The organism is Roseofilum sp. KMC-1 (assembly GCF_057802075.1).
The window spans coordinates 2,726,601-2,747,213 of record NZ_CM173605.1 but is presented as its reverse complement, the minus strand read 5'-3'; the positions used below and the strand labels follow the sequence as shown (position 1 = coordinate 2,747,213).

Annotated in this window: 18 protein-coding genes; 7 read left to right on the top strand and 11 right to left on the bottom strand. The window is 47.4% G+C overall.

Going from position 1 to position 20,613, the window contains the following annotated elements:
- Positions 1–79: 79 nt before the first annotated feature.
- The 4 genes from AC3FZD_RS12920 to AC3FZD_RS12905 all read left to right on the top strand — a co-directional run bounded on the left by AC3FZD_RS12920 (position 80) and on the right by AC3FZD_RS12905 (position 3,350).
- Positions 80–601, top strand: coding sequence for a photosystem I assembly protein Ycf3 (locus AC3FZD_RS12920; RefSeq protein ID WP_488736423.1), 522 nt, complete (start codon positions 80–82; stop codon positions 599–601).
- A 34-nt stretch (positions 602–635) separates the two neighbouring features.
- Entirely contained in the window at positions 636–923 is a 288-nt protein-coding gene (gatC, locus tag AC3FZD_RS12915; protein WP_488736422.1) for an Asp-tRNA(Asn)/Glu-tRNA(Gln) amidotransferase subunit GatC, read from the top strand.
- A gap of 136 nt (positions 924–1,059) precedes the next feature.
- Positions 1,060–3,027 (top strand): bifunctional aldolase/short-chain dehydrogenase, encoded by a 1,968-nt coding sequence (locus AC3FZD_RS12910; RefSeq protein WP_488736421.1) that lies wholly within the window; start codon positions 1,060–1,062, stop codon positions 3,025–3,027.
- 155 nt (positions 3,028–3,182) lie between these two features.
- On the top strand, positions 3,183–3,350 hold the full coding sequence (locus AC3FZD_RS12905) for a hypothetical protein (protein ID WP_488736420.1): 168 nt from the start codon (positions 3,183–3,185) through the stop codon (positions 3,348–3,350).
- Here the strand turns inward: AC3FZD_RS12905 and AC3FZD_RS12900 are convergent.
- The 6 genes from AC3FZD_RS12900 to cheB all read right to left on the bottom strand — a co-directional run bounded on the left by AC3FZD_RS12900 (position 3,345) and on the right by cheB (position 7,942).
- Positions 3,345–3,818, bottom strand: a complete 474-nt coding sequence (locus tag AC3FZD_RS12900) for a CAAD domain-containing protein (RefSeq protein WP_488736419.1) — start codon at positions 3,816–3,818, stop codon at positions 3,345–3,347. The genes AC3FZD_RS12905 and AC3FZD_RS12900 overlap by 6 nt on opposite strands.
- Positions 3,819–4,057: 239 nt before the next feature.
- Positions 4,058–4,402, bottom strand: coding sequence for a hypothetical protein (locus AC3FZD_RS12895; RefSeq protein ID WP_488736418.1), 345 nt, complete (start codon positions 4,400–4,402; stop codon positions 4,058–4,060).
- Positions 4,403–4,424: 22 nt separating this feature from the next.
- On the bottom strand, positions 4,425–5,303 hold the full coding sequence (locus tag AC3FZD_RS12890; protein ID WP_488736417.1) for an ABC transporter permease: 879 nt from the start codon (positions 5,301–5,303) through the stop codon (positions 4,425–4,427).
- Between the two features lie 130 nt (positions 5,304–5,433).
- Positions 5,434–6,468 (bottom strand): ABC transporter ATP-binding protein, encoded by a 1,035-nt coding sequence (locus AC3FZD_RS12885; RefSeq protein WP_488736416.1) that lies wholly within the window; start codon positions 6,466–6,468, stop codon positions 5,434–5,436.
- A 122-nt stretch (positions 6,469–6,590) separates the two neighbouring features.
- Positions 6,591–6,761, bottom strand: a complete 171-nt coding sequence (gene psb34 / locus AC3FZD_RS12880; protein ID WP_488736415.1) for a photosystem II assembly protein Psb34 — start codon at positions 6,759–6,761, stop codon at positions 6,591–6,593.
- Positions 6,762–6,844: 83 nt separating this feature from the next.
- Positions 6,845–7,942, bottom strand: coding sequence for a chemotaxis-specific protein-glutamate methyltransferase CheB (gene cheB, locus AC3FZD_RS12875; RefSeq protein WP_488736414.1), 1,098 nt, complete (start codon positions 7,940–7,942; stop codon positions 6,845–6,847).
- Between the two features lie 88 nt (positions 7,943–8,030).
- Between cheB and AC3FZD_RS12870 the strand changes: the two genes are divergently transcribed.
- Positions 8,031–8,345, top strand: a complete 315-nt coding sequence (locus AC3FZD_RS12870) for a hypothetical protein (RefSeq protein ID WP_488736413.1) — start codon at positions 8,031–8,033, stop codon at positions 8,343–8,345.
- A 34-nt stretch (positions 8,346–8,379) separates the two neighbouring features.
- On the top strand, positions 8,380–9,420 hold the full coding sequence (gene csaB / locus AC3FZD_RS12865; RefSeq protein ID WP_488736412.1) for a polysaccharide pyruvyl transferase CsaB: 1,041 nt from the start codon (positions 8,380–8,382) through the stop codon (positions 9,418–9,420).
- 97 nt (positions 9,421–9,517) lie between these two features.
- Here csaB and AC3FZD_RS12860 read toward each other — a convergent pair whose 3' ends face one another.
- From AC3FZD_RS12860 to AC3FZD_RS12840, 5 genes are all read right to left on the bottom strand, one after another.
- On the bottom strand, positions 9,518–10,531 hold the full coding sequence (locus AC3FZD_RS12860) for a dihydroorotate dehydrogenase-like protein (RefSeq protein WP_488736411.1): 1,014 nt from the start codon (positions 10,529–10,531) through the stop codon (positions 9,518–9,520).
- Between the two features lie 114 nt (positions 10,532–10,645).
- Positions 10,646–14,188: a pyruvate:ferredoxin (flavodoxin) oxidoreductase gene (gene nifJ / locus AC3FZD_RS12855; RefSeq protein WP_488736410.1), complete on the bottom strand. Its 3,543-nt coding sequence runs from the start codon at positions 14,186–14,188 to the stop codon at positions 10,646–10,648.
- 293 nt (positions 14,189–14,481) lie between these two features.
- Positions 14,482–14,715: a HypC/HybG/HupF family hydrogenase formation chaperone gene (locus AC3FZD_RS12850; RefSeq protein WP_488736409.1), complete on the bottom strand. Its 234-nt coding sequence runs from the start codon at positions 14,713–14,715 to the stop codon at positions 14,482–14,484.
- Positions 14,716–14,987: 272 nt separating this feature from the next.
- The gene (locus AC3FZD_RS12845) at positions 14,988–16,280 is read right to left on the bottom strand and encodes a DNA-processing protein DprA (protein WP_488736408.1); all 1,293 of its coding nucleotides are present in this window, start codon (positions 16,278–16,280) and stop codon (positions 14,988–14,990) included.
- 190 nt (positions 16,281–16,470) lie between these two features.
- Positions 16,471–18,564 carry a RecQ family ATP-dependent DNA helicase gene (locus AC3FZD_RS12840; RefSeq protein WP_488736407.1) on the bottom strand — a complete coding sequence of 698 codons (2,094 nt, stop codon included), beginning with the start codon at positions 18,562–18,564 and terminating at the stop codon, positions 16,471–16,473.
- A 213-nt stretch (positions 18,565–18,777) separates the two neighbouring features.
- Between AC3FZD_RS12840 and AC3FZD_RS12835 the strand changes: the two genes are divergently transcribed.
- The gene (locus tag AC3FZD_RS12835; RefSeq protein WP_488736406.1) at positions 18,778–20,448 is read left to right on the top strand and encodes a 4Fe-4S binding protein; all 1,671 of its coding nucleotides are present in this window, start codon (positions 18,778–18,780) and stop codon (positions 20,446–20,448) included.
- The last annotated feature ends 165 nt before the right edge of the window (positions 20,449–20,613 follow it).

Here is a 20,613-nt window from a genome sequence, read left to right as displayed (position 1 = left end):
CCGGGGTCAAAAAGCAACTATGGTTTAATTGTCCATCCTTGTTACAATGGGAAGTCGAAACCCTTTAATCTAAACGGTTATGCCCAGAACTCAGCGCAACGATAACTTTATTGATAAGAGCTTTACGGTAATGGCAGATATTATTCTGAAGATTCTGCCCACCAGCCATAAGTCGAAAACTGCCTTCGCCTATTATCGGGATGGGATGTCGGCTCAGGCTGATGGTGAGTATGCGGAAGCTTTAGATAATTATTATGAAGCTTTGGAATTAGAGGAAGATCCTAACGATCGCAGCTATATTTTGTATAATGTGGGCTTAATTCATGCCAGTAATGGAGAGCATGACAAGGCGATCGACTATTATGAGCAAGCCTTGGAGTTGAATGATAAGATGCCCCAAGCCTTAAATAATATTGCCGTTATCTATCACTATAAGGGCGAGCAGACCAAAGCATCAGGTGATAATGAAACGGCTGAAGAATTGTTTGATATCGCTGCTGATTATTGGAATCGGGCAATTAAAATGGCTCCCAATAACTATATTGAAGCCCAAAACTGGTTGAAAAATACCGGGCGATCGCAAGGCGAAGTCTTTTTCTAAGTTTATTTTACTGCTGTAGTCTGACACAACCCCTATGCTCGACCAAGAACAAGTTCATAAAGTTGCCCATCTCGCCCGTTTAGCCCTGACTCCGGAAGAGGAAGCCCAATTAAGTGGGGAATTAAGCCAGATTCTCGAATATGTGGAACAGCTCAACGAATTGGATACTGAAGGGGTTCCCCCCACCACAAGGGCGATCGAATTAAGCAACATCACTCGCGAAGATTTACTCACCCCCGATGAATTTCGCGAAGCCCTTTTAGAGAATGCCCCCGATCGCGATGGCGACTTTTTTAAAGTTCCCCAAATCCTCAGCGAGTAGCCCTCTCCCTATATCCCTCTCCCATGGGAGAGGGACTAATGCTCCCCTTCTCCCGTGGGAGAAGGGGTTGGGGGATGAGGGCAAGATCTTGGCAATTCACCAATTGATCCATTATTAAGTATTAAATTTTAAAATCATGGTTAAAAACTTATGGCATCCAAGCGAAGCCGCCCAATATAAAACGGATTTAGAACAAAGAGTTTATACTTCACGCCTCTTAGGAAAAGACCCCTCCCTCGTCCTCCATGGAGGGGGGAATACCTCCGTCAAAGTCAAAGAAAAGAACCTCTTCGGAGAAGAAGAAGATATTCTCTATGTCAAAGGGAGCGGATGGGATCTCGCCACCATTGAAGCCGAAGGATTCGCTCCGGTACGGATTCCCCACTTGCTTAAATTGGCACAACTCAAGCAATTATCCGACCCACAAATGGTCAATGAACTCAAAACCCAGATGACCCGTGCCAGCGCCCCTGCGCCGTCTGTTGAGACCATTTTGCACGCCATTTTGCCCTACAAATATGTGGATCATACCCATGCCGATGCCATCATTGCTGTAACCAATACAGCCAATGGCAGAGAGCGGATAAAAGAGATTTACGGCGATCGCCTGATCCTCATCCCCTACGTCATGCCCGGATTCGACCTAGCCAGAGTCTGCGCCAGCCAATTTGCCCTAGAAGCAGGGGAACAGACCCTAGGCATGGTACTGATGAATCATGGTATTTTTTCCTTCGCAGACACCGCCCAAGAATCCTACGAACGCATGATTGAGCTAGTCAGTCAAGCCGAAACCTATCTGCAAAAACAAGGGGCTATTTTTTCCATCCCCCAACATCCCATCTCCCAACCCCCTCCCCTGAGTCAAACCCTCGCCCAACTGCGCCATACCCTCTCCAAAACCGCCCAATTTCCCATCATCCTCAGCACCCACCGCAACCCCAAAACCCTCAGCTTTTCCCAAAGAAAAGATATTCAACAAATTTCCCAACAAGGCCCCGCCACCCCAGATCACGTCATCCGCACCAAACGCCTTCCCCTCATCGGGCGAGACATTCAAAGCTACGTCCAAGCCTATCAAACCTACTTCCACACCCACGCCACCCCAGATCTAACCATCCTCGACCCCATCCCCAGAGTCATTCTTGACCCAGAACTCGGCATGTGTACCGTCGGCAAAACCGCCAAACAAGCCGATATCGTTGCCGACATTTACGACCATACCATCGATATTATTAGCGCCAGCACCCAACTGGGCGGCTATCAAGCCCTCTGTGCCAAAGACATCTTCGCCGTCGAATATTGGGACTTAGAACAAGCCAAGCTCCGCCAAGGCGGCAAACCTCCCCTATTCGCTGGCGAAATAGCCCTCGTCACCGGCGCAGCCTCCGGCATTGGCAAAGCCTGCGTAGACTCCCTCTTAAAGCGAGGAGCAGCCGTTATTGGCTTAGATATTGATCCTAAAATTGAAGACCTCTATCACCGTGCCGACTTCTGTGGCATCACGGGCGATGTCACCAACGAAACCGCCCTTGATGCTGCCCTAGAACAAGCCGTACAACGGTTTGGTGGCTTAGATATGCTCATTCTCAATGCGGGAATTTTTCCCGGAGGCTGCCCCATTGCCGACCTCAGTAGTAGCGAATGGCGCAAAGTCATGTCCGTTAATTTAGATGCCAACCTTGCCCTCCTGCGCCAAGCCTATCCCCTGCTCAAACTCGCCCCCCAAGGGGGTCGAGTCGTGGTCATTGGCTCCAAAAATGTCCCCGCCCCCGGCCCTGGAGCGGCTGCCTATTCTGCTTCTAAAGCCGCTCTTAATCAACTGATGCGCGTCGCTGCCCTAGAATGGGGCAAAGATAACATTCGCCTTAACACCCTCCATCCCAATGCCGTATTCGACACCGGTTTATGGACAGAAGAAGTCCTCAATTCCCGTGCTGCCCATTATGGGTTAACGGTGGAAGAATACAAAACCAACAATGTGTTAAAAGTTGAAGTTGATAGCCATTCTGTCGCTGAACTCGCTGCTGAAATGTGCGGCCCTTTATTTGCAAAAACCACGGCGGCACAAGTCCCCGTTGATGGAGGGAATGACCGGGTAATTTGAGCCTAAAAATTTAGGGAGCGAGATAGTCCCACTCCAGTAATCTTACAGCGCTTCGCGCGGTAATGAGGTACAGTCGGAAAAGATCCCCCCAACCCCCCCTTAAAAAGGGGGGCAGTAAAAGTCCCCCTTTTTAAGGGGGATTTAGGGGGATCGAAATGTACCGCATAGCAGCGAAAACTGCTGTAAGTGATTCCAGGAGTGCGGGCATCTTGCCCGCCAGTCATACCCAACTTTTCGCCCATAGTCGCTGTATCCGCCTAAAAAATATCGGGTGGTTGACACCACCCGATCGCCAAATCTCCGATCGCAACCCGGACTTATGAATCGGCTTTTTGCCCCCCCATAACTTGAGAGGTTAACCCAGAAATCGTCTTGTAGAGTTCTTGGCGAGTAGAGGCTTTAAGCATATAGCGCCATACAAACCAAACCGTATAGGAAATTCCCACCAGTTCAAAGAGGGGTGCGAGAACAAAGCCCAGAAGAGGGATATGATTGACCGCATCCAATACCGCTAAGGTGAGATAAACCGCAACCAAAGCGGTGATCACCAAAGCTACGTTAACTAAGGGTTTTTGATAGGTAACAAAGAATTCACCGATATAGTCCGTTAACCGAGAGAGGATGGTCAGCATTTGGCTAACCGTATCTTGTCCAGAGGAAGAAGCCATAACGGGAGAAGTCGCAGGAGACTCGACTAACTCAGCTTTCGGAGTCGGTACAGGGGCCGATACTGGCTCTGGAGTTGGAGTTGGGGCTGGAGTAGGGGTTTTTTCTGGTTCTTTACTTTGCATAATTTTCTCAATCTCAATCAGATTAAAGGGGTCTGGGTGAGGAGGGTTAGTTGATCATCACTAATCAAGGGAGCCTCATTTGCTAATGCTCAGACCTACTTGAGACTAGAGCAGAGTTTGATCATTGGCAAGACTTCAGTCACAATTAGAAACTTAAGCTTAGGAAAAATAAAGGTGCGTTAGCTTAGGGTAGCGCACCTAGAAAACAATATCCCACTTCTTAAACAGAAGTATAGAAATTATGGGTTAGTTTCTTCAGGGGGTTGAGTAGACTCAGGACGGTTGTTGAGCCGTTCGAGTTGCTGCTGACGAAATTTAGCGGCAGCATCATTGAGATTTTCTTGTTGGTCGATGCTGAACTGTTGGGAGTCTTGCATCGGGTTACCCCGTTGCACGTTGTGGATCAAGTCAAAAAAGGGATTATTGCTGCCCTGGTTGGAAAAGAGGCCGGAACCGCCATCCTGAGTTTGGACATCTCCGAGGGGATCGATGGTGTTTTGGGCAAAACTGGCTTGAGTCCCCAGGCCCAGACTTAGGCCAGCGAGGAGGGTAAACAGGGTGTACTTGAAGGGTTTGATGGACATGGAACCTCCGGAAAATCGAGAACTAGGATAAACGACGACGCAGTAGGGGTTGGATTCCGAGGAGGGCGATCGCATCGACGATCGATAGCACCAGTAAACACCCTCCGAGGGAAAGATTACCCCAGGGAGCAGCCATTACTATATTACCGAATCCCCAATCAGAATGAATATAGAGATAGCGAATTGGCTCAATAGCATAACTGAGGGGATTAAGGCTAGAGATGATTTGTAACCACCGGGGCATAAAGGAGAGGGGGGCTAGGGCGCTACTCGCAAATAGTAGGGGCAGGTTAACGACAAAAATCACGGCAATCAGTTCAATATGGCCGGGAAGGGCAAAGCTTAAGCCTAAGCTGACTCCGGTTACACCTAAGACTAACAGGAGAACAATCAGGGTAATCAGAGCTAGTCCAGAGAGGGTGGGGAATCCTGCGCCTAAAAAGATCCCGGCGATCATGATGGCGGCTGTTTGGATTAGGGCTAGGGTAACGATATAGATGGCACTGGCGAGGACAATGGAGTAGCGAGAGCTTAAGGGAGCAACCAATAGCCGGTTGAGAAAGCCAAATTCTCGGTCAAACATGATGGGGAGTCCGGCATTGAGGGCCCCGGAAAAGGCAGTAAAGACGATTACCCCAGCTCCTAGGAATTGCCCATAGTTGAGGCGATCGCCTAAAAATCCTTCTGGGGCATTTTGAAACAGGGCCCCAAACAGGATTAACCACATCAGGGGCTGAATCACCCCAGCAATCAGGGTTGCAGGACGGCGTTGGAGTTGAATAAACAGGCGCTTCGTCAGAGCTAGGGTTTCTTGCACCAGTTCCCCAAAGGAGAATTGGGAACGTTGTTTTAGGGTGCTGATATCTAGGTCAAGATGGGATTGAGGGGAGGTAACAGTCATCGGTTTATCTGGGTTAAATGGTTTTATAACATTTTTTGCCCTCATCCCCCAACCCTTTCTCCCACGGGAGAAGGGGAGTAGAAGTCCCTCTCGGAGTGGGAGAGGGATATAGGGAGAGGGCATTTTGAGATTAACGCATATTTTGTTTTTTTTCTTTCTTCAAATCCCGCATACCTGCGGCGGCGAGTTCGGCATCCATCAGGGTGCGTCCAGTTGCTGCCAGGTAAACATCATCTAAACTTGGTCGAGATTGGGCAATACTAAACAGGGGTAATCCGGCTTGATTCAAGGACTGTTGTACTTCAATTAATAGGGTCGATTGGGGGGCTGTTGGATCGCTGTTGACGACTAGGTTTAAGGAATTGCCCTGAGCGCTATTGATAATGACTTCTTGAACCCTGGGTAAGCCTTGGAGTAGGCTTTTAGCTTGTTCGGCTTCATCGGGGGGGCAAAATTCCCGAATTCTTAGGGTAATGCGATCGCCTCCGACTTGGGTTTTTAGGTCTGAAGGGGTTCCGCAGGCAATCACTTGACCTTGGTCAATGATGGCGACGCGATCGGCTAAAACATCGACTTCTTCTAAATAGTGGCTGGTGATTAGAACTGTGGTTCCTGACTGGCGCAACTCTCGCAGGAAGTCCCACACCACCACCCGACTTTCAATATCTAAGCCGACGGTAGGTTCATCTAACACCAGAACCTTGGGTTGATGCAACAGTCCAGCGGCCAAATCTAGGCGTTTGCGAATTCCGCCAGAATAGGTTCCCGTTTTCTGATCGGCAAACTCTTGGATACCCAAGCGATTAATCATCTCTTGGATGCGATCGCCAATTTCAGGGCGAGGAATATGATACAGAGCGGCTTGGAGTTCCAGTAATTCCCGACCCGTTAACACTTTATCTAGGGCCACTTCCTGAGCCACATAGCCTAACAATTGACGAGTCGCTTTCGGATATTCAACCACAGAAATCCCGGCTACCTCCAGTTTGCCACTGTCCGGAGTGCTGAGGGTGCATAAACAACGCAGCGTCGTCGTTTTTCCGGCTCCATTGGGCCCTAGCAAACCAAAAATTTCTCCTGGTCGAACCTCTAGGGATACATCTTTAACTGCATCAATGTTGCCATATCGTTTTTTGAGATTTTGAATCAGAATCGCTGGAGTCATGGGTTTGGGGGCGTATCTGCAATCGACGAGAAAATAGGAACAAGAATAACCCCTCTAGAATACTATCTAGAGGGGAGAGAGGAGAGAGAATCACTACTACCAAACTTGACGCTTGCTGCACACTAGCTAACAGCAAAGGAAATAAATACGAGAAGACCCACGAATACTGCGGCGACACCCCCCATAATGGCATATTGGGTTTTTTGACCTTGGTTTGGAGGTTCTGCTTGATATACTTTCGGCTCTTTCGCGAAATTGTTGAGACGGCCGCCTTCTTCTGTGGTATATGGCATTTTGTTAACTCCTGGGTTTCTTTATGATAACTATCTTAACAAATATTTACAAAATTGGCTAGGGTTGGAGGAATTTTTTTTTCTTACCCATGACCTAATTTCCTCAAAATGCTGGTGGCCATGGCTTCTGGGGGTAAAATCTGGCGGACTGCACCCAGAGCGATCGCCTCTTTCGGCATTCCAAAGACCACACAACTCGCCTCATTTTGGGCTAAAGTGAAGCCTCCAGCCTGAAAAATAGACAACAAACCATCCGCTCCATCCCGGCCCATTCCCGTGAGCAACACGCCAATACTGCGGCTCTTATAATATTGAGCCACAGAATTAAAGGTCACCGTAATGGAGGGACAATGACCCCCAAATCCGAGGGTGCGACTGTAGGCAAAACAGCCTTGATGATCCAGGATAAGATGGGATAGCTCAGGGGGAAAATAGATATGACCGGGTTGGGGGCGATCGCCTGCTAGGGCAATACTAATGGGAAGAGAGCAATGGGTTGATAACCAATCGATAAACCCCTGTAAAAACCCTTCACTGATATGTTGCACGCAAATCACCGGAACCGGTAGATGGGCAGGAAATTGGCTTAAAATCGTCTGTAGCACTTGCGGGCCACCGGTGGAGGCTCCTAGGGCAATCAGACCCAAATGGGTGCTTCTAAAGGCTAAGGATTGAGCAGAAGACAGGAAAGGAGGTGTAGAGAGAACCCTAGAGGTCGGTTTACTCGCGGATGCAGCAGGAGTAATTGATGTTCGAGAGCGCTTGCGGTTGGTAAACACAGACACCCCAGCTAACACCTTAACCTTATTGATTAAAGCCTGTTGAATGCGATCGCTATCTACTCCTAGTCCCCCTTCCGGTTTAGGAAAGACATCCACCGCTCCTGCTTCCAACAGTTGGAAGACTTGATGGGTGTCCTGTTCCCGCACCGAAGAACTAATCACTAAAATCGGTTTCGGTCGAGTGGACATAATTTCCTGAGTTAAGGCTAACCCATCCATTTCTGGCATGTGTAAGTCCGTACAAATGACTTGGGGGTTAACTTGGGCAATCAAGCCGATCGCCTCTTTTCCAGTGCGTGCTGTCCCCACCACCTCAATATCTGGAGAAGAATTGAGCATCCGCTTCAGGATCGTCAGCGCAATGGGGGAATCTTCAACAATAATCACTCGAATTGGCATTCAAGGGTACTCCAATGGGGGAATAGGGGGATCGGGTGGTAAAGCCATTATTCATGATTTAATGATTGATGCTGCATAAGTTGCGATCATGAAATCACCTATATTGCCTGAGCGTGCGATCGGAGGAATTAAAACGGCATCAACCTTGCTGATGAGTGGGGCGATCGCCTTAGAATCCTATAATCTACTTTATCCGTTTATTTCTCCCTCTCTGCCGATCGGGGTTACTGGGTTAATTATACTAGAGCGCATTGCGGTGAGTATCCATATCCTAGAGGCGATCTCCGCCGCTTGTTTGGCTCCCTCTCGTCAGCAAAATCCCCTGAAAACCTGCATTTATATCTTTTTTGTTGGCACAGTCGGGTTATGGGAGTTGCTTGCAACCCCTCATGCTGGGGAATAGGGGATCGGATGTCCATTTTTAACTTTTAATTGACATGCGTGTGGTTTTATGCGGGTATTATGGCCAGGGCAATGCCGGAGATGAGGCCCTGTTGGTGACACTCTTGCAGATGTTGCCAAAAAATGTGACTCCTGTGGTCATCTCAGCTAATGAGGAACAAACCCAGCAAGAGTATGGAGTGGAAACCTGCGATCGCACCTCTATACCCGATCTGTGGCGTACTGTAGCTGCTGCGGATGGGTTTATCTGGGGAGGAGGTAGTTTAATTCAAGATGTCACCAGTTGGCGATCGCCCCTTTATTATTTCGCCCTCATGGCCCTAGCGCAACGGATGGGGAAAATTACCCTCGCTTGGGGACAAGGAATCGGCCCCTTAAAGGCTGCTATAACCCGCCAACTGGCCCAATCCTTATTCCGTGGATGTACGGCAGTGAGTGTGCGCGATCGCCAGTCTGCTCAACTGTTAACGGATTGGAACATTCCCTTTACCCTCGCCCCCGATCCCGTTTGGGCCTTAGAACCCGCTCCCGTTGCTGATTTAGATCCCTTACCCGGTTGTACTATTGCCGTGGTTTTACGGCCCCATCCCCAACTGACGGGCGATCGCCTGCAAACCTTGACACAAGCGCTAATGGAGCTACAGGAGCAAACCCAAAGTTATCTGTTATTCTTGCCTTTTCAGCCCAAAACAGATTTAGAAATGGCCCAAAAACTGTATCAAGCGATGCCGAAGGTGAGCCAAATTTGGATCGGCGATCGGCCGGAGCAGTATAAAAGTATTTTTCAGAACGTGCAAATGGCGATCGCCATGCGACTCCATGGTTTAATCATGGCTGCTGCTGTCGGCTGTCCCTGTTTTGCTCTCAGTTACGATCCCAAAGTCAGCCAACTAATGGCACAGCTTCATCTTCCCGGTTGGGAACTCGATCAGCTCCCCCAAAACCCCAAGGAAATCAGCCAAGCTTGGACAAATTTTTATCATCATCCTCAACCGCTCCTCCCTGCACAAATTGAAGCGATCATGACTCAAACCCGGCAACATCAACAGATCCTCCATCAGCTTTTCTGTAGGTGAGGGATGGGGAGATGGGGGGATAGGGGAATGGGGGAATCGGGGAATGGGGGAAATACCCTATTACCTATTCCTCATTCCCCAAAAATGGGCTAGTGAACTAGACTAAACTATGAGTCGGATTATACGAAGTAATCGCCCGCATATATTGGGCCCGTTCGTAGGCGGACTCATCCTCACAATGGAGTTGAGACATAGAACCTTGCATTTGCTTCACGGATTCATAGCCATGTTCTTCCATCCAATGGTTAATTTCTTCTTCCATCACTTGGATATGATGAATGCCATGACGCAGCAGAGCCGAGCAAACCTGGGTTACCGATGCCCCAGCCATGAGGAGTTTAATCACATCATGACCCCGTTGTACGCCACTGGTGGCCGCGAGATCGCAGTGATCAATGCGACCATAGAGAATGGCGATCCAACGCATGGGTAAGCGCAAGTCATGGGTACTGCTGAGGACAGAACCGACTTCTATTTCTAAATCTTCGGGGTTAATATCCGGTTGCAGGAAGCGGTTAAACAGCACTAACCCATCGGCTCCCGTTTCACTCAACCGTTTAGCCATGTTAGCCATGTTGCTGAAAAAGGGACTCAGTTTGAGGGCAACGGGGATGGTAACTTCTTTTTTGACTTCACTGAGAGTATCAATGTAGTTTTGCTCTACCTGTGCGCCGGTCATATTGAAGTCCGTAGGCACATAATAGATGTTTAACTCGATCGCATCTGCTCCTGCTTCTTGCATCAGTTGGGCATATTCCACCCAACCCCCGGAGGAAAAGCCATTGAGACTGGCAATAATGGGAATACCGACGGCGGCTTTGGCTTGGCGAATGTGCTTTAAGTACAATTCTGGCCCAACATGAAATTCATCGGGTTCTGGGAAATAGGACAGGGCTTCGGCGAAGCTTTCTGTACCATATTCCAGGTGATGATGGAGTTCAAATTTTTCCCGCAAGAGTTGTTCTTCAAAGAGGGAATGGAGAACAACAGCAGCAGCACCGGCATCTTCAAGGCGTTTAATGGTGTCGATATCTTCTGAGAGGGGTAGGGCTGCACTGGGAACAATGGGCGATCGCAAATTCAGACCTAAATAAGTAGTAGTTAAATCCATGGTATTACGTTGGTTGGGTAATGGGTAATGGGTGGGGAATGGGGGAATGGGGGAGTGGGGGAATGGGGAATGGGTAATCTCTCCCTATCTCCCCATTTCCTACTCCAAGGGGAGTTATTCTTCCGGCTTCGTACTCCGTTCGGCGAGATATTGATACATTTGCCACCGGGTATCGATATCCTGTTGAGCTTCTTGCAAGAGGCGTTTTGCGTCTTCCGGTTTGGTTTTGGTCAACATCTTGAAGCGGTTTTCAGCATACATGGAGTCTTTAACGCCTTTCTTGGGCGATTTTGAATCCAACTGTAACGGATTTTCACCGGCTTCTGTGCGTCTGGGATCGTACCGGTAGAGCAACCAGCGCCCGCTTTCTACAATTGCCTTTTGATGGCTCATGGCAGTAGTCATATTAATACCATGGGCGATACAGTGGGAGTAGGCAATAATCAGGGAGGGGCCGTCATAGGCTTCGGCTTCTAGGAAGACTTTCAGGGTATGTTCATCCCGCGCCCCTAGAGCTACAGAACCGACGTAGATATTGCCGTAGGTCATGGCAATCAGACCTAAGTCTTTCTTGGGAGCAGGCTTACCACCGGCTGCGAATTTAGCGACGGCTCCTCTGGGGGTGGCTTTGGAGGATTGACCGCCGGTATTGGAGTATACTTCGGTGTCCATGACCAGCACATTAACATTGCGTCCGGATGCCAGCACATGGTCTAAACCCCCGTAGCCGATATCATAGGCCCAGCCATCACCGCCAAAGATCCAGATGGATTTTTTCACTAAATAATCGGCTAAACTGAGCAGTTGCTGTGCGTCTGGGTCGCTATTCCCGGCGAGGATTTCTTTGACTTGAGCCACATATTGCCGTTGCTCATAGATATCGGCTTCTGTCCCTTGAGAATTATTGAGGATTTGGCTGACCAAGTTATCCCCTAGGGTTCCGGCTAGTTTTTGCACCAATTCGCAGGCAAATTTTTGATGTTTGGAAATGGCTAACTGGAAGCCTAAGCCAAATTCGGCGTTATCTTCAAACAGGCTATTTGACCAGGCTGGCCCCCGACCTTCACTGTTGACGGTGTAGGGTGTGGTGGGTAAGTTACCGCCATAGATGGAGGAGCAACCGGTGGCATTGGCGATGACCATGCGATCGCCGAATAACTGAGTCGCTAGTTTAATATAGGGCGTTTCTCCACAACCGGCGCAAGCTCCAGAGAACTCAAATAGGGGTTCTTGCCATTGCTGTTGACGAATACGCTCTAAATTCAGAGCCGCGCGATTAGGATTGGGTAAACCGAGGAAGAACTCCCAATTTTGGCGCTCTTGTTCCCGCAAGGGGATCTGCGGCTCCATGTTAATCGCCCGTTTGGACGGCATGGATTTATTTTTAGCGGGGCAGACATCCACACAAACGCCGCATCCGGTGCAGTCTTCTGGAGCGATTTGAATGGTAAATTTTTGTCCCGAAAAAGCCTTATCTTTGACATCGATGGACTTGAAGCTTTCTGGGGCATTGGCTAACGCACTGGGATCGTAGGCTTTACCGCGAATGGTGGCATGGGGACAAACGGCAATACATTTACCACATTGCACGCATACATCGGGGTCCCAAACGGGAATTTCTTGGGCCACATTCCGTTTTTCCCATTTCGAGGTTCCGGTGGGATAGGTTCCATCACAGGGGAGTTTGCTCACGGGTAGGCTATCCCCTTGTCGGGCAAGCATTATGCCTTCGACTTCCCGCACGAATTCGGGAGCCGCAGCGCCAACGGAGGGCAAAATATGCAGGGTGCTATTGGCTTGGCCGACGTTGACTTCATAGAGGTTATCTAGGGTTTGATCGACGGCTTTGATATTTAATTTGACAATTTCGGCTCCTTTCTTGCCATAGGTTTTTTCGATCGCCTTCTTAATTTGGGCGATCGCCTCATCCCTGGGTAAAATGCCCGCTAAGGCGAAGAAACAGGTCTGCATAATCGTGTTGATCCGATTCCCCATACCGGTATCCCGTGCTACCTGGTTGGCATCGATGACGTAGAATTTGAGACCTTGGCGCACAATCACTTCTTGGATTTCCAAGGGCAGTTGATCCCAGACTTCTTCAGGGCCGTAGGGACTATTGAGCAGGAAGACTGCGCCGGGTGCTGCTGATCCTAAAACTTGGAGTTTTTCTAGGAATGTCCATTGATGGCAACCCACAAAGTTAGCTTGGGTGATCAGATAGGTGCTGCGAATGGGATCGGGGCCAAACCGTAGGTGAGAGACGGTAACCGCGCCGGATTTCTTGGAGTCGTAAACAAAATAACCTTGGGCGTAGTTGTCGGTATCGTCGCCGATAATTTTAATGGAGTTCTTGTTGGCTCCCACTGTACCATCGGAACCTAAGCCATAGAACATGGCCCGCACGACGCTATCGGGTTCGATGGAGAGGTTCTCATCATAGGCGAGGGAGGTGTGGCTGATGTCGTCGTTAATACCAATAGTGAAGTGATTTTTGGGCGACTCTTGGTTGAGGTTATCTAGGACGCTTTTCACCATGGCGGGGTTAAATTCTTTGGAGGATAAGCCATAGCGTCCGCCCACAATTTTAGGAGCGGGGCGACCGGTTTCGTAGAAAGCGGTGACTACATCTAGATAGAGGGGTTCGCCGGATGCGCCGGGTTCTTTGGTGCGGTCTAAAACGGCGATCGCCTTGACGGTTTCCGGAAGAGCGTTAATTAACTTGCTGCCATCCCAGGGGCGATACATGCGAACTTTTAGCACGCCCACTTTTTCCCCTTGAGCCATCAGATAATCGATGGTTTCATGGGCTGCTTCACAGCCGGAACCCATGAGAATGACGACGCGATCGGCATCGGGTGCGCCATGGTATTCGTAGGGTTGATATCTGCGTCCCGTCAGTTCGGCGAACTGATCCATGGCTTTCTGGATTTCATCAGCGCAGATATCATAGAAGGGGTTGACGCTTTCTCTGGCTTGGAAGTAAACATCCGGGTTTTGGGCCGTTCCGCGCAGAACGGGGCGATCCGGGGTGAGGCCGCGCAATCGGTGGTCAAAAACCGTCTGATCGTCAATCATCGCCCGGAGAACACTCTCTTCGAGCAGTTCGATCTTTTGCACTTCGTGGGAAGTCCGGAACCCGTCGAAGAAGTGGATAAAGGGCACTCTGGACTTCAAAGATGCGGTTTGGGCAATGAGGGCTAAGTCATGGCTCTCTTGCACCGATGCGGAGCAGAGCAAGGCGCAACCTGTAGCGCGGACAGCCATTACATCAGAATGATCGCCGAAAATGGATAGGGCTTGAGCGGCAATTGAGCGAGCCGCCACATGCAAAACTGCCGCCGTCAGTTCCCCAGCGATTTTGTAGAGGTTGGGAATCATCAGTAGCAGCCCCTGAGATGCCGTAAAGGTGGTGGTTAAAGACCCCCCCTGTAGCGATCCATGGACTGCCCCTGCTGCTCCCCCTTCACTTTGCATTTCGACTACTGAGGGTACGGTTCCCCATAGGTTGGGCCGGCCCTCTGACATCCAGGCATCGGCCCATTCTCCCATGGGAGATGAAGGGGTAATGGGGTAAATGGCAATGACTTCGCTGAGTTTGTAAGCAACACGGGCCACTGCCTCGTTGCCGTCTAGTGTTGCATAGTTTTTGGTGTTCATAAGTTTCGAGTCCTTTCGGTCTACGATTGAAGATGAATGGATACAGCTCAGGGCTGCTGACCTTTTTCCCTAGGTTGGGGGTCTTAATTCGAGAGTTAAAACAACCATCCTATTGTTTTTCTCGACTTCATTTATGGGGGTGAAAACTGCCACTCCCCTGAGAGATTCAATTGGGCTAACTCTAGGATCGTGCAGGGATTATTTTTGGGTGATTCGTTGGGTTCCTAGTCCAGTCAATTCTTCTTCGATCATCTAATACCTTTATAGAGTTTGGACTAGGTTCTTAATCTTATTTAACTGAATGTATTAATTTGTTGTAAATCGGCTAAGGTTTTTTGGGCTTCACTTTGATCGACAATTGATAGGGCGAAACCGACGTGAACCAATACATAGTCATCGATCTGGGCTTCGGGCACATAGGCTAAACTGACTTCTTTAATCGCACCGCCAAAGCTCACCCGACCCATTTTTGTCAGGGGATCGTCACCAGCGATGCTAATAATTTTTCCGGGTACTGCTAAACACATTTTCAGCCTCTTTAGATTTAATCTTGTTTTAAGCATTCGTTAAGAAAAATGCTTTCTATCAGGAGTATCATATAATGGGGGAATAGGCTAAAAAATCAGGATTTTTTTAAGAAATAGACAAGGAAATAGGGTAGGGTGGGCAGGAATAGAAAGGAAAATTTGTATACCCAATTGAATTGGAATAGCAATGAGACATCATTGTAGGGGCGTTCATGTCGCGAAGCGTTTCATGTCGGCGACAGCCGAAAACGGCCGCTCGCCCCTACAAATAGCTATAGATTCAGTATATTCTCGTCAATATTAGCCACATACCGCACCGGTTTCTTGGTTTTTTTCACCTTCCCCTCCTCCTCCGCTCTCTTCAGCCAATCTTGGAGTTGTCCTGGTCTCACCTGCAAACATTCAACCAGAGACTTGAGATCGAGAGGTTGATTTAGGGCTTCGAGAATGAAGGGTAAAACCGCCTCATAAATATCTTGAGGCTTGCTCACGCCATCTTTAGTGACATCATTCGTCAATTCACCTGGATGTGGAGCGCTTTCTTTCTGTTTATTTTCATCCTCTTCTATGGGATGACTCACGAGCGTCAATTTCTCAGTAGTCGTTTCTAAATTAAGCCGTTCTAATTCTTCCTTTAAGGATTGACTCAAAGCAGAAGAAGAAAGGGCTGGAAAAGATTTAGCCCCTTGATGCATTAACTGTTGATTGCCTTCGGGGATAAAATTCTCAACTTTGACAAAAACTGGGACATCTTTGATTTTTTCTAGCGCTTCTTTTGCTCCCGCCCAAGTTCCTCCTTTCTCATAATCAGAAGTAACCACCAACGCATAATCCGCTAAACTATAAATATATTTATTTCGACCCATCGCATTACCCACATGAAAGCCAGCATCGGGATCGTAAGGAGAAATTAAGGTTAATCTTCCTTCAGCAATAGAACTACGATATTTTTTATTCAGAGCCGTCTTAATTAAACTATCGGCCAAAACGCCAAGGACAGTTCCTGATTCTTGTAAAGCTCCCAACATTGAGGCTTGATCGATCCCCCGCGCTCCACCAGAAATCACTTGAATATTTTGGTGAGCGCAGATCTTGGTTATTTGATGAGTATAATTAATTTCTTCTTGACTAACATTACGAGATCCGACAATTGCCAGACCTCCTTTTTCCAATAAATCCGGTTGTCCCACTCCATACAAAATGGGGGGAGACTTTTGTTTTAATCTCTCCTTAAAACGCTGAGGATAGTTAGGATCGCCCCGTCCCACTATCCATAAGCCCTGTTGAGTCCATTTTTCTACAGATAAACTCAGCATAAACCCTCGTTTTAGTAAAGCATCAATGCGAGAATTATCCAGGTTGTAAATAGCTGCGTTTTGGAGCTTTTCTTTACCCCTTGAATCGAGCAAATCGCCAGGACGCATTTTATTTTCCTTAAGCCACCCGACTAAAGTATTGTATTCACTCAACTTTAACGGCTGAGGAAAAGAAAGTCGATCTTCACCAAAACTGGCACAGAGCAGTAAAATTGCTTGAGTATCTAACGAAAGTAAATGATTTTCCATACAGCTTTTTTGTTTTTGTTGCGTACGTTTTGATCCCCCTAAATCCCCCTTAAAAAGGGGGACTTTTTATTCCATTTTTTAAAGAGGGGGTTAGTGACTATTTTATTCCCCCCTTTTTAAGGGGGGTAGGGGGGATCTTACCCTACTGTAGCTCATTGCAGTGAGAAGTATTGTAATTATTTTCAGCTCTCTAAAAAGAATTTAAGGCTAAAGCTAGGGGAAAAACCGCACCACTTCCAGCACGTTTTAAGAGCGCCGAAATTACAGTAAATGTCCAACGAGAATCTACAATATCATCAACAAGGAATACTGGCCCCCTAATTCCTGTCCAACTGTCGATTATAAATACACCATCTAAGTTATGCGCTTGTTGATAACTGTTATTCATCTCTTTTTGTTCTTTGTTCTGTCGCACTTTCCGCACCACGGGTACAAAGGGTAAATTGAGCTGGTGAGCCAATCTTTGGGCAAAGTTGGGAACCAGTTCTGGACGCTTTAAAGAAGGAACACAAGTTACCCAAGTGGGAAAAGGTTGGGGTCGCCAGCGTTGAATCATCTCTAATGCACCCTGCACTAAGCTATCATCAAAATGCCGATCTTGATACTTACCTTTTCTGACGAGTTCTCCCCATACTGTATCTTCCCAAAGAGATAAGGCTCTTCCCGGTTCTGGCATTAAGGTTTTTTGAATGTTACCCGAAAAATTATAGCTTGATAAAGCTTGAGCTTTCCATTGTTTTCGCGGTTCAATTACAAAATGGTTACGGCGCAAAAAGTGCAACGCTTGATTGAGTAATTCTCTGGGGTAAGTTGTGGGGATTAAGGCTTGACCTAAGCAGGCAGCACATTGACCGCAGGGCGTTGTATGAAAATCATCTAATGCTTGAGCGAGAAATACCATCAGGCATTGTTGACTATTCATGTAATCTTGCATTTGAGCTTGTTCAGCGCGGCGAATTTGGGTTAGTTGGGCAATTTTTTCTGTGTTAGGTTTATAGTTCACTGCTGTGGGGGTAGCATACCACTGGGAACCGCGTTTAGTGACTGGTGCAGGGGATTCTAAAGAGAGGAGTTTTAATACTTTGTCAATTTGTCCGTAAGAAAGGTTTAACTTTTTCTCTATGTCAGGTATAGATAAACCATTTTCTGCTTGATTAAGGACGTTCAAAACTTGTTGGTTATGGGCTTCTGGAGGAAAAGCGGTATTAATAAAATAGTCGGTGATTTCGTCATCTTTTTCACCACTTAAGAGAATGCCATAGGCTTGCTCTACGGCTCTTCCAGCTCGTCCGACTTGTTGATAGTAATGGACGACTGAACCGGGACGCTGGTAATGAATGACAAATCCTAAATCGGGTTTATCAAAACCCATGCCTAAAGCGGTGGTGGCGACTAAGGCTTTAATTTGGTTGTTGAGAAGTCGATCTTCTAAATTTTCCCGTTGTTGATTAGTTAACTCAGCATGATAGGGTTCAGCGTGAATGTTTTGGGTTGTTAACCATTCAGCGACGCGATCGGCATCTCTAACGGTTAATGCATAAATAATGCCGCTTCCGGGTAAGTGAGGAAGATATTGGGCTAACCATGCCATTCTCGCGGCTTGACTGGGAAGATAAATGTTTTGTAGTTTTAAACTTTTGCGGGTGAGGGTTCCTCTGGATAGTTGTAAATTTCTCCCTAATTGATGTTTAATATCGTTAACTACGCGGTTGTTGGCTGTGGCGGTAGTGGCGAGGGCGGGAATGTTGGGAGGTAGGGCTTGCAAAATACGGACAATGCGCCGATAATCTGGGCGAAAATCATGTCCCCAGTCGGAAATACAGTGGGCTTCATCGACAACAAATAAGCCAATTTTTTGAGAGATAGGTAAGAGGATGGTTTCTCGAAATGCTTGGTTGGCGAGTCGTTCGGGAGAGATGAGTAAGATATCAATTTTTCCTGTGAGTAATTCAGTTGTTACTGATTCCCATTCTTCTGGGTTGGTGGAGTTAATGGTAGCAGCTTTGATGTTAATTTTGGAGGCGGCGGCGATTTGATTTCGCATGAGGGCAAGTAGGGGAGAAATGAGGAGGGTGGGGCCATTTCCTCGATCGCGTAGAAGTCGAGTTGCGAGAAAATAGACTAGACTTTTGCCCCAACCGGTGCGTTGTACTACGAGCAGACGAGCTTGATTTTCGACTAGGGTTTCAATGGCTTCCCATTGTCCCTCTCTAAATTCTGCTACAGGGTTATTGAGGGCAATGCGTAGAAAGTTTAAGGCTTGTTGTCTGAGTTGATTAGGCATATGAATATACAACCTAAAGAAGTAGAATTACGTCATGAGTTCGTTGTTATTATAACTCTACTACCGATCGCCTAGTTCTTTGGGACTAGACCGCTTTAGTCTTTTTGTGAAGGGAGGGTTAGTGCTGGTGTGAGCTAGGTTTGGGTGTTTAGAGTCAGGCGATTCTCTGGTGGTATTTCCTAGGATGGAAGCAAGTTCAAGGAGGTACTGACGATGTTAGAGAAGGTTCCTGAGAAACAGATGATAAGGGTGCGATCGCTGCTGGCGATCGCCTGGTTGCTGCTCATAGCATCTTTGCTCTATGACCCCATTTCACCCCTGTTAACCCATCCAGACACCCACTGGAGCTTACTGCGTCTCGATCCGAGAGTCTTTGACCCCAAAGAGTGTTATGAAGTGGTGACAGTGCAAGGACAATGTTTAGTACAGCGTCCCTATGCGATCGCCACAAGACTCTTTTGGGGGGTCATTATCGGTGCAGTCATCTGTATGGTTTTTTTCTTCGGTCATGAAAGTTGGCGCAGAATTTGCCCCCTCTCCTTCTTTTCCCAACTCCCCCGTTTATGGGGAATTCAACGACAAAAACAAATCACCAATCCTCTCACAGGTAAAATCCGTTTAGAAGGAGTTAAAATTGACCCCAACTCCTGGCTCGGTCGCCATTATATCCTGTTTCAATTTGGATTTCTCTTTGTCGGCTTATGCCTAAGAATGTTATTTTTAGACTCCCATCGTTTGCTGTTAGCTGCTTTTCTGAGTGCAACCATTCTATCGAGTCTCATTGTTGGCTACTTATTCGCGGGTAAAACCTGGTGTCAATACATTTGCCCCATGGGCCCCATAGAAGTCTTTTACACCGGGCCCAGGGCATTATGGGGCAGTCCAGCCCATGAGAAAACTACATCTAAAATCACCCAATCCATGTGTCGGACAATGGATGAAACGGGGAAAGAAAAAAGTGCTTGTGTTGCCTGTCAATCTGCCTGTTTTGATATTGATTCAGAACGCAGTTACTGGAACTCTTTACAGGAATCAGAGCGCAAGTTTTTCCACTATGGCTATGTGGGATTAGTCGTTGCCTTTTACTTGTATTACATTTTCTATGCTGGAGATTTAGACTACTTTTATTCTGGAGTTTGGACTCATGATACTGAACAAGTACAAAGATTATTTACCCCTGGTTTTTACGGATTCAATAGGTCAATTCCCATTCCGAGACTGATTGCCGTTCCCCTGACCTTTGCAGCATTCAGTTTAGGGAGCTATAAAATATTATGCCGTCTAGAAAAATCTTATAAAGCCTATTATCTCCACCATCATCAAGATTTTTCAGCCGAAAAAGTCCGCCATCATCTATTTTCCTTTTCTACTTTTGTTACCTTTAATTTTCTATTTTCTGTGGGAACTCATTCTACTTTAGAGTTATTACCAGAATGTGTCGAATGGGGTCTTCAAGCTCTGGTTCCGCTTTTAAGTGCTGCATGGTTGTATCGCACATGGAATCGTTCCTTAAGTCTCTATCATAAGGAGAGTGTAGCGAGTAGTTTGCGTCGCCAATTAAGTAAATTAGAGTTCGATTTTACCGAGTTTCTAGAAGGAGGTTCTTTAGAAGATTTAAAAGCAGAAGAAGTGTATGTTTTAGCTAAGGTATTACCGGGATTTAGTCAGAGTTCTAAGGTGCAAGTTTATAAAGGCATTTTGTGGGAAATGTTGGAGAGAAAGATGACCAGTTCTCAGGAGTCTTTGGAGCTGTTAACCAGGGTTCGGGTTTCTTTGGGTGTTGGGGAAGAGGTGCATTTTAAGGTGTTGTCTGAGTTGGGAGAAAAGTATCCAGAGCTGTTGTATGGCGATCGCCAGTTATATCAATCAACAATTAAAAATTAAAAATGGGTCTGGGTTGGGGGTTATTAGAGGAGTGCGAGCATCTTGCTCGCTTTCTCTTTCTAAATTGTAGTCCCATGACCGCATTAAAATAGTGCAATACAGGAGTGCGAGCATCTTGCTCGCTGGTTTCTCTAGTGAGTGGGTTTCTTTAGCAAGCGAGACGCT

Excerpts from the sequence above, each read along its gene's own strand:
- AC3FZD_RS12920 (WP_488736423.1), top strand. The coding sequence starts at position 80 with ATGCCCAGAACTCAGCGCAACGATAACTTTATTGATAAGAGCTTTACG.
- gatC (WP_488736422.1), top strand. The coding sequence starts at position 636 with ATGCTCGACCAAGAACAAGTTCATAAAGTTGCCCATCTCGCCCGTTTA.
- AC3FZD_RS12910 (WP_488736421.1), top strand. The coding sequence starts at position 1,060 with ATGGTTAAAAACTTATGGCATCCAAGCGAAGCCGCCCAATATAAAACG.
- AC3FZD_RS12905 (WP_488736420.1), top strand. The coding sequence starts at position 3,183 with ATGTACCGCATAGCAGCGAAAACTGCTGTAAGTGATTCCAGGAGTGCG.
- AC3FZD_RS12900 (WP_488736419.1), bottom strand. The coding sequence starts at position 3,818 with ATGCAAAGTAAAGAACCAGAAAAAACCCCTACTCCAGCCCCAACTCCA.
- AC3FZD_RS12895 (WP_488736418.1), bottom strand. The coding sequence starts at position 4,402 with ATGTCCATCAAACCCTTCAAGTACACCCTGTTTACCCTCCTCGCTGGC.
- AC3FZD_RS12890 (WP_488736417.1), bottom strand. The coding sequence starts at position 5,303 with ATGACTGTTACCTCCCCTCAATCCCATCTTGACCTAGATATCAGCACC.
- AC3FZD_RS12885 (WP_488736416.1), bottom strand. The coding sequence starts at position 6,468 with ATGACTCCAGCGATTCTGATTCAAAATCTCAAAAAACGATATGGCAAC.
- psb34 (WP_488736415.1), bottom strand. The coding sequence starts at position 6,761 with ATGCCATATACCACAGAAGAAGGCGGCCGTCTCAACAATTTCGCGAAA.
- cheB (WP_488736414.1), bottom strand. The coding sequence starts at position 7,942 with ATGCCAATTCGAGTGATTATTGTTGAAGATTCCCCCATTGCGCTGACG.
- AC3FZD_RS12870 (WP_488736413.1), top strand. The coding sequence starts at position 8,031 with ATGAAATCACCTATATTGCCTGAGCGTGCGATCGGAGGAATTAAAACG.
- csaB (WP_488736412.1), top strand. The coding sequence starts at position 8,380 with ATGCGTGTGGTTTTATGCGGGTATTATGGCCAGGGCAATGCCGGAGAT.
- AC3FZD_RS12860 (WP_488736411.1), bottom strand. The coding sequence starts at position 10,531 with ATGGATTTAACTACTACTTATTTAGGTCTGAATTTGCGATCGCCCATT.
- nifJ (WP_488736410.1), bottom strand. The coding sequence starts at position 14,188 with ATGAACACCAAAAACTATGCAACACTAGACGGCAACGAGGCAGTGGCC.
- AC3FZD_RS12850 (WP_488736409.1), bottom strand. The coding sequence starts at position 14,715 with ATGTGTTTAGCAGTACCCGGAAAAATTATTAGCATCGCTGGTGACGAT.
- AC3FZD_RS12845 (WP_488736408.1), bottom strand. The coding sequence starts at position 16,280 with ATGGAAAATCATTTACTTTCGTTAGATACTCAAGCAATTTTACTGCTC.
- AC3FZD_RS12840 (WP_488736407.1), bottom strand. The coding sequence starts at position 18,564 with ATGCCTAATCAACTCAGACAACAAGCCTTAAACTTTCTACGCATTGCC.
- AC3FZD_RS12835 (WP_488736406.1), top strand. The coding sequence starts at position 18,778 with ATGTTAGAGAAGGTTCCTGAGAAACAGATGATAAGGGTGCGATCGCTG.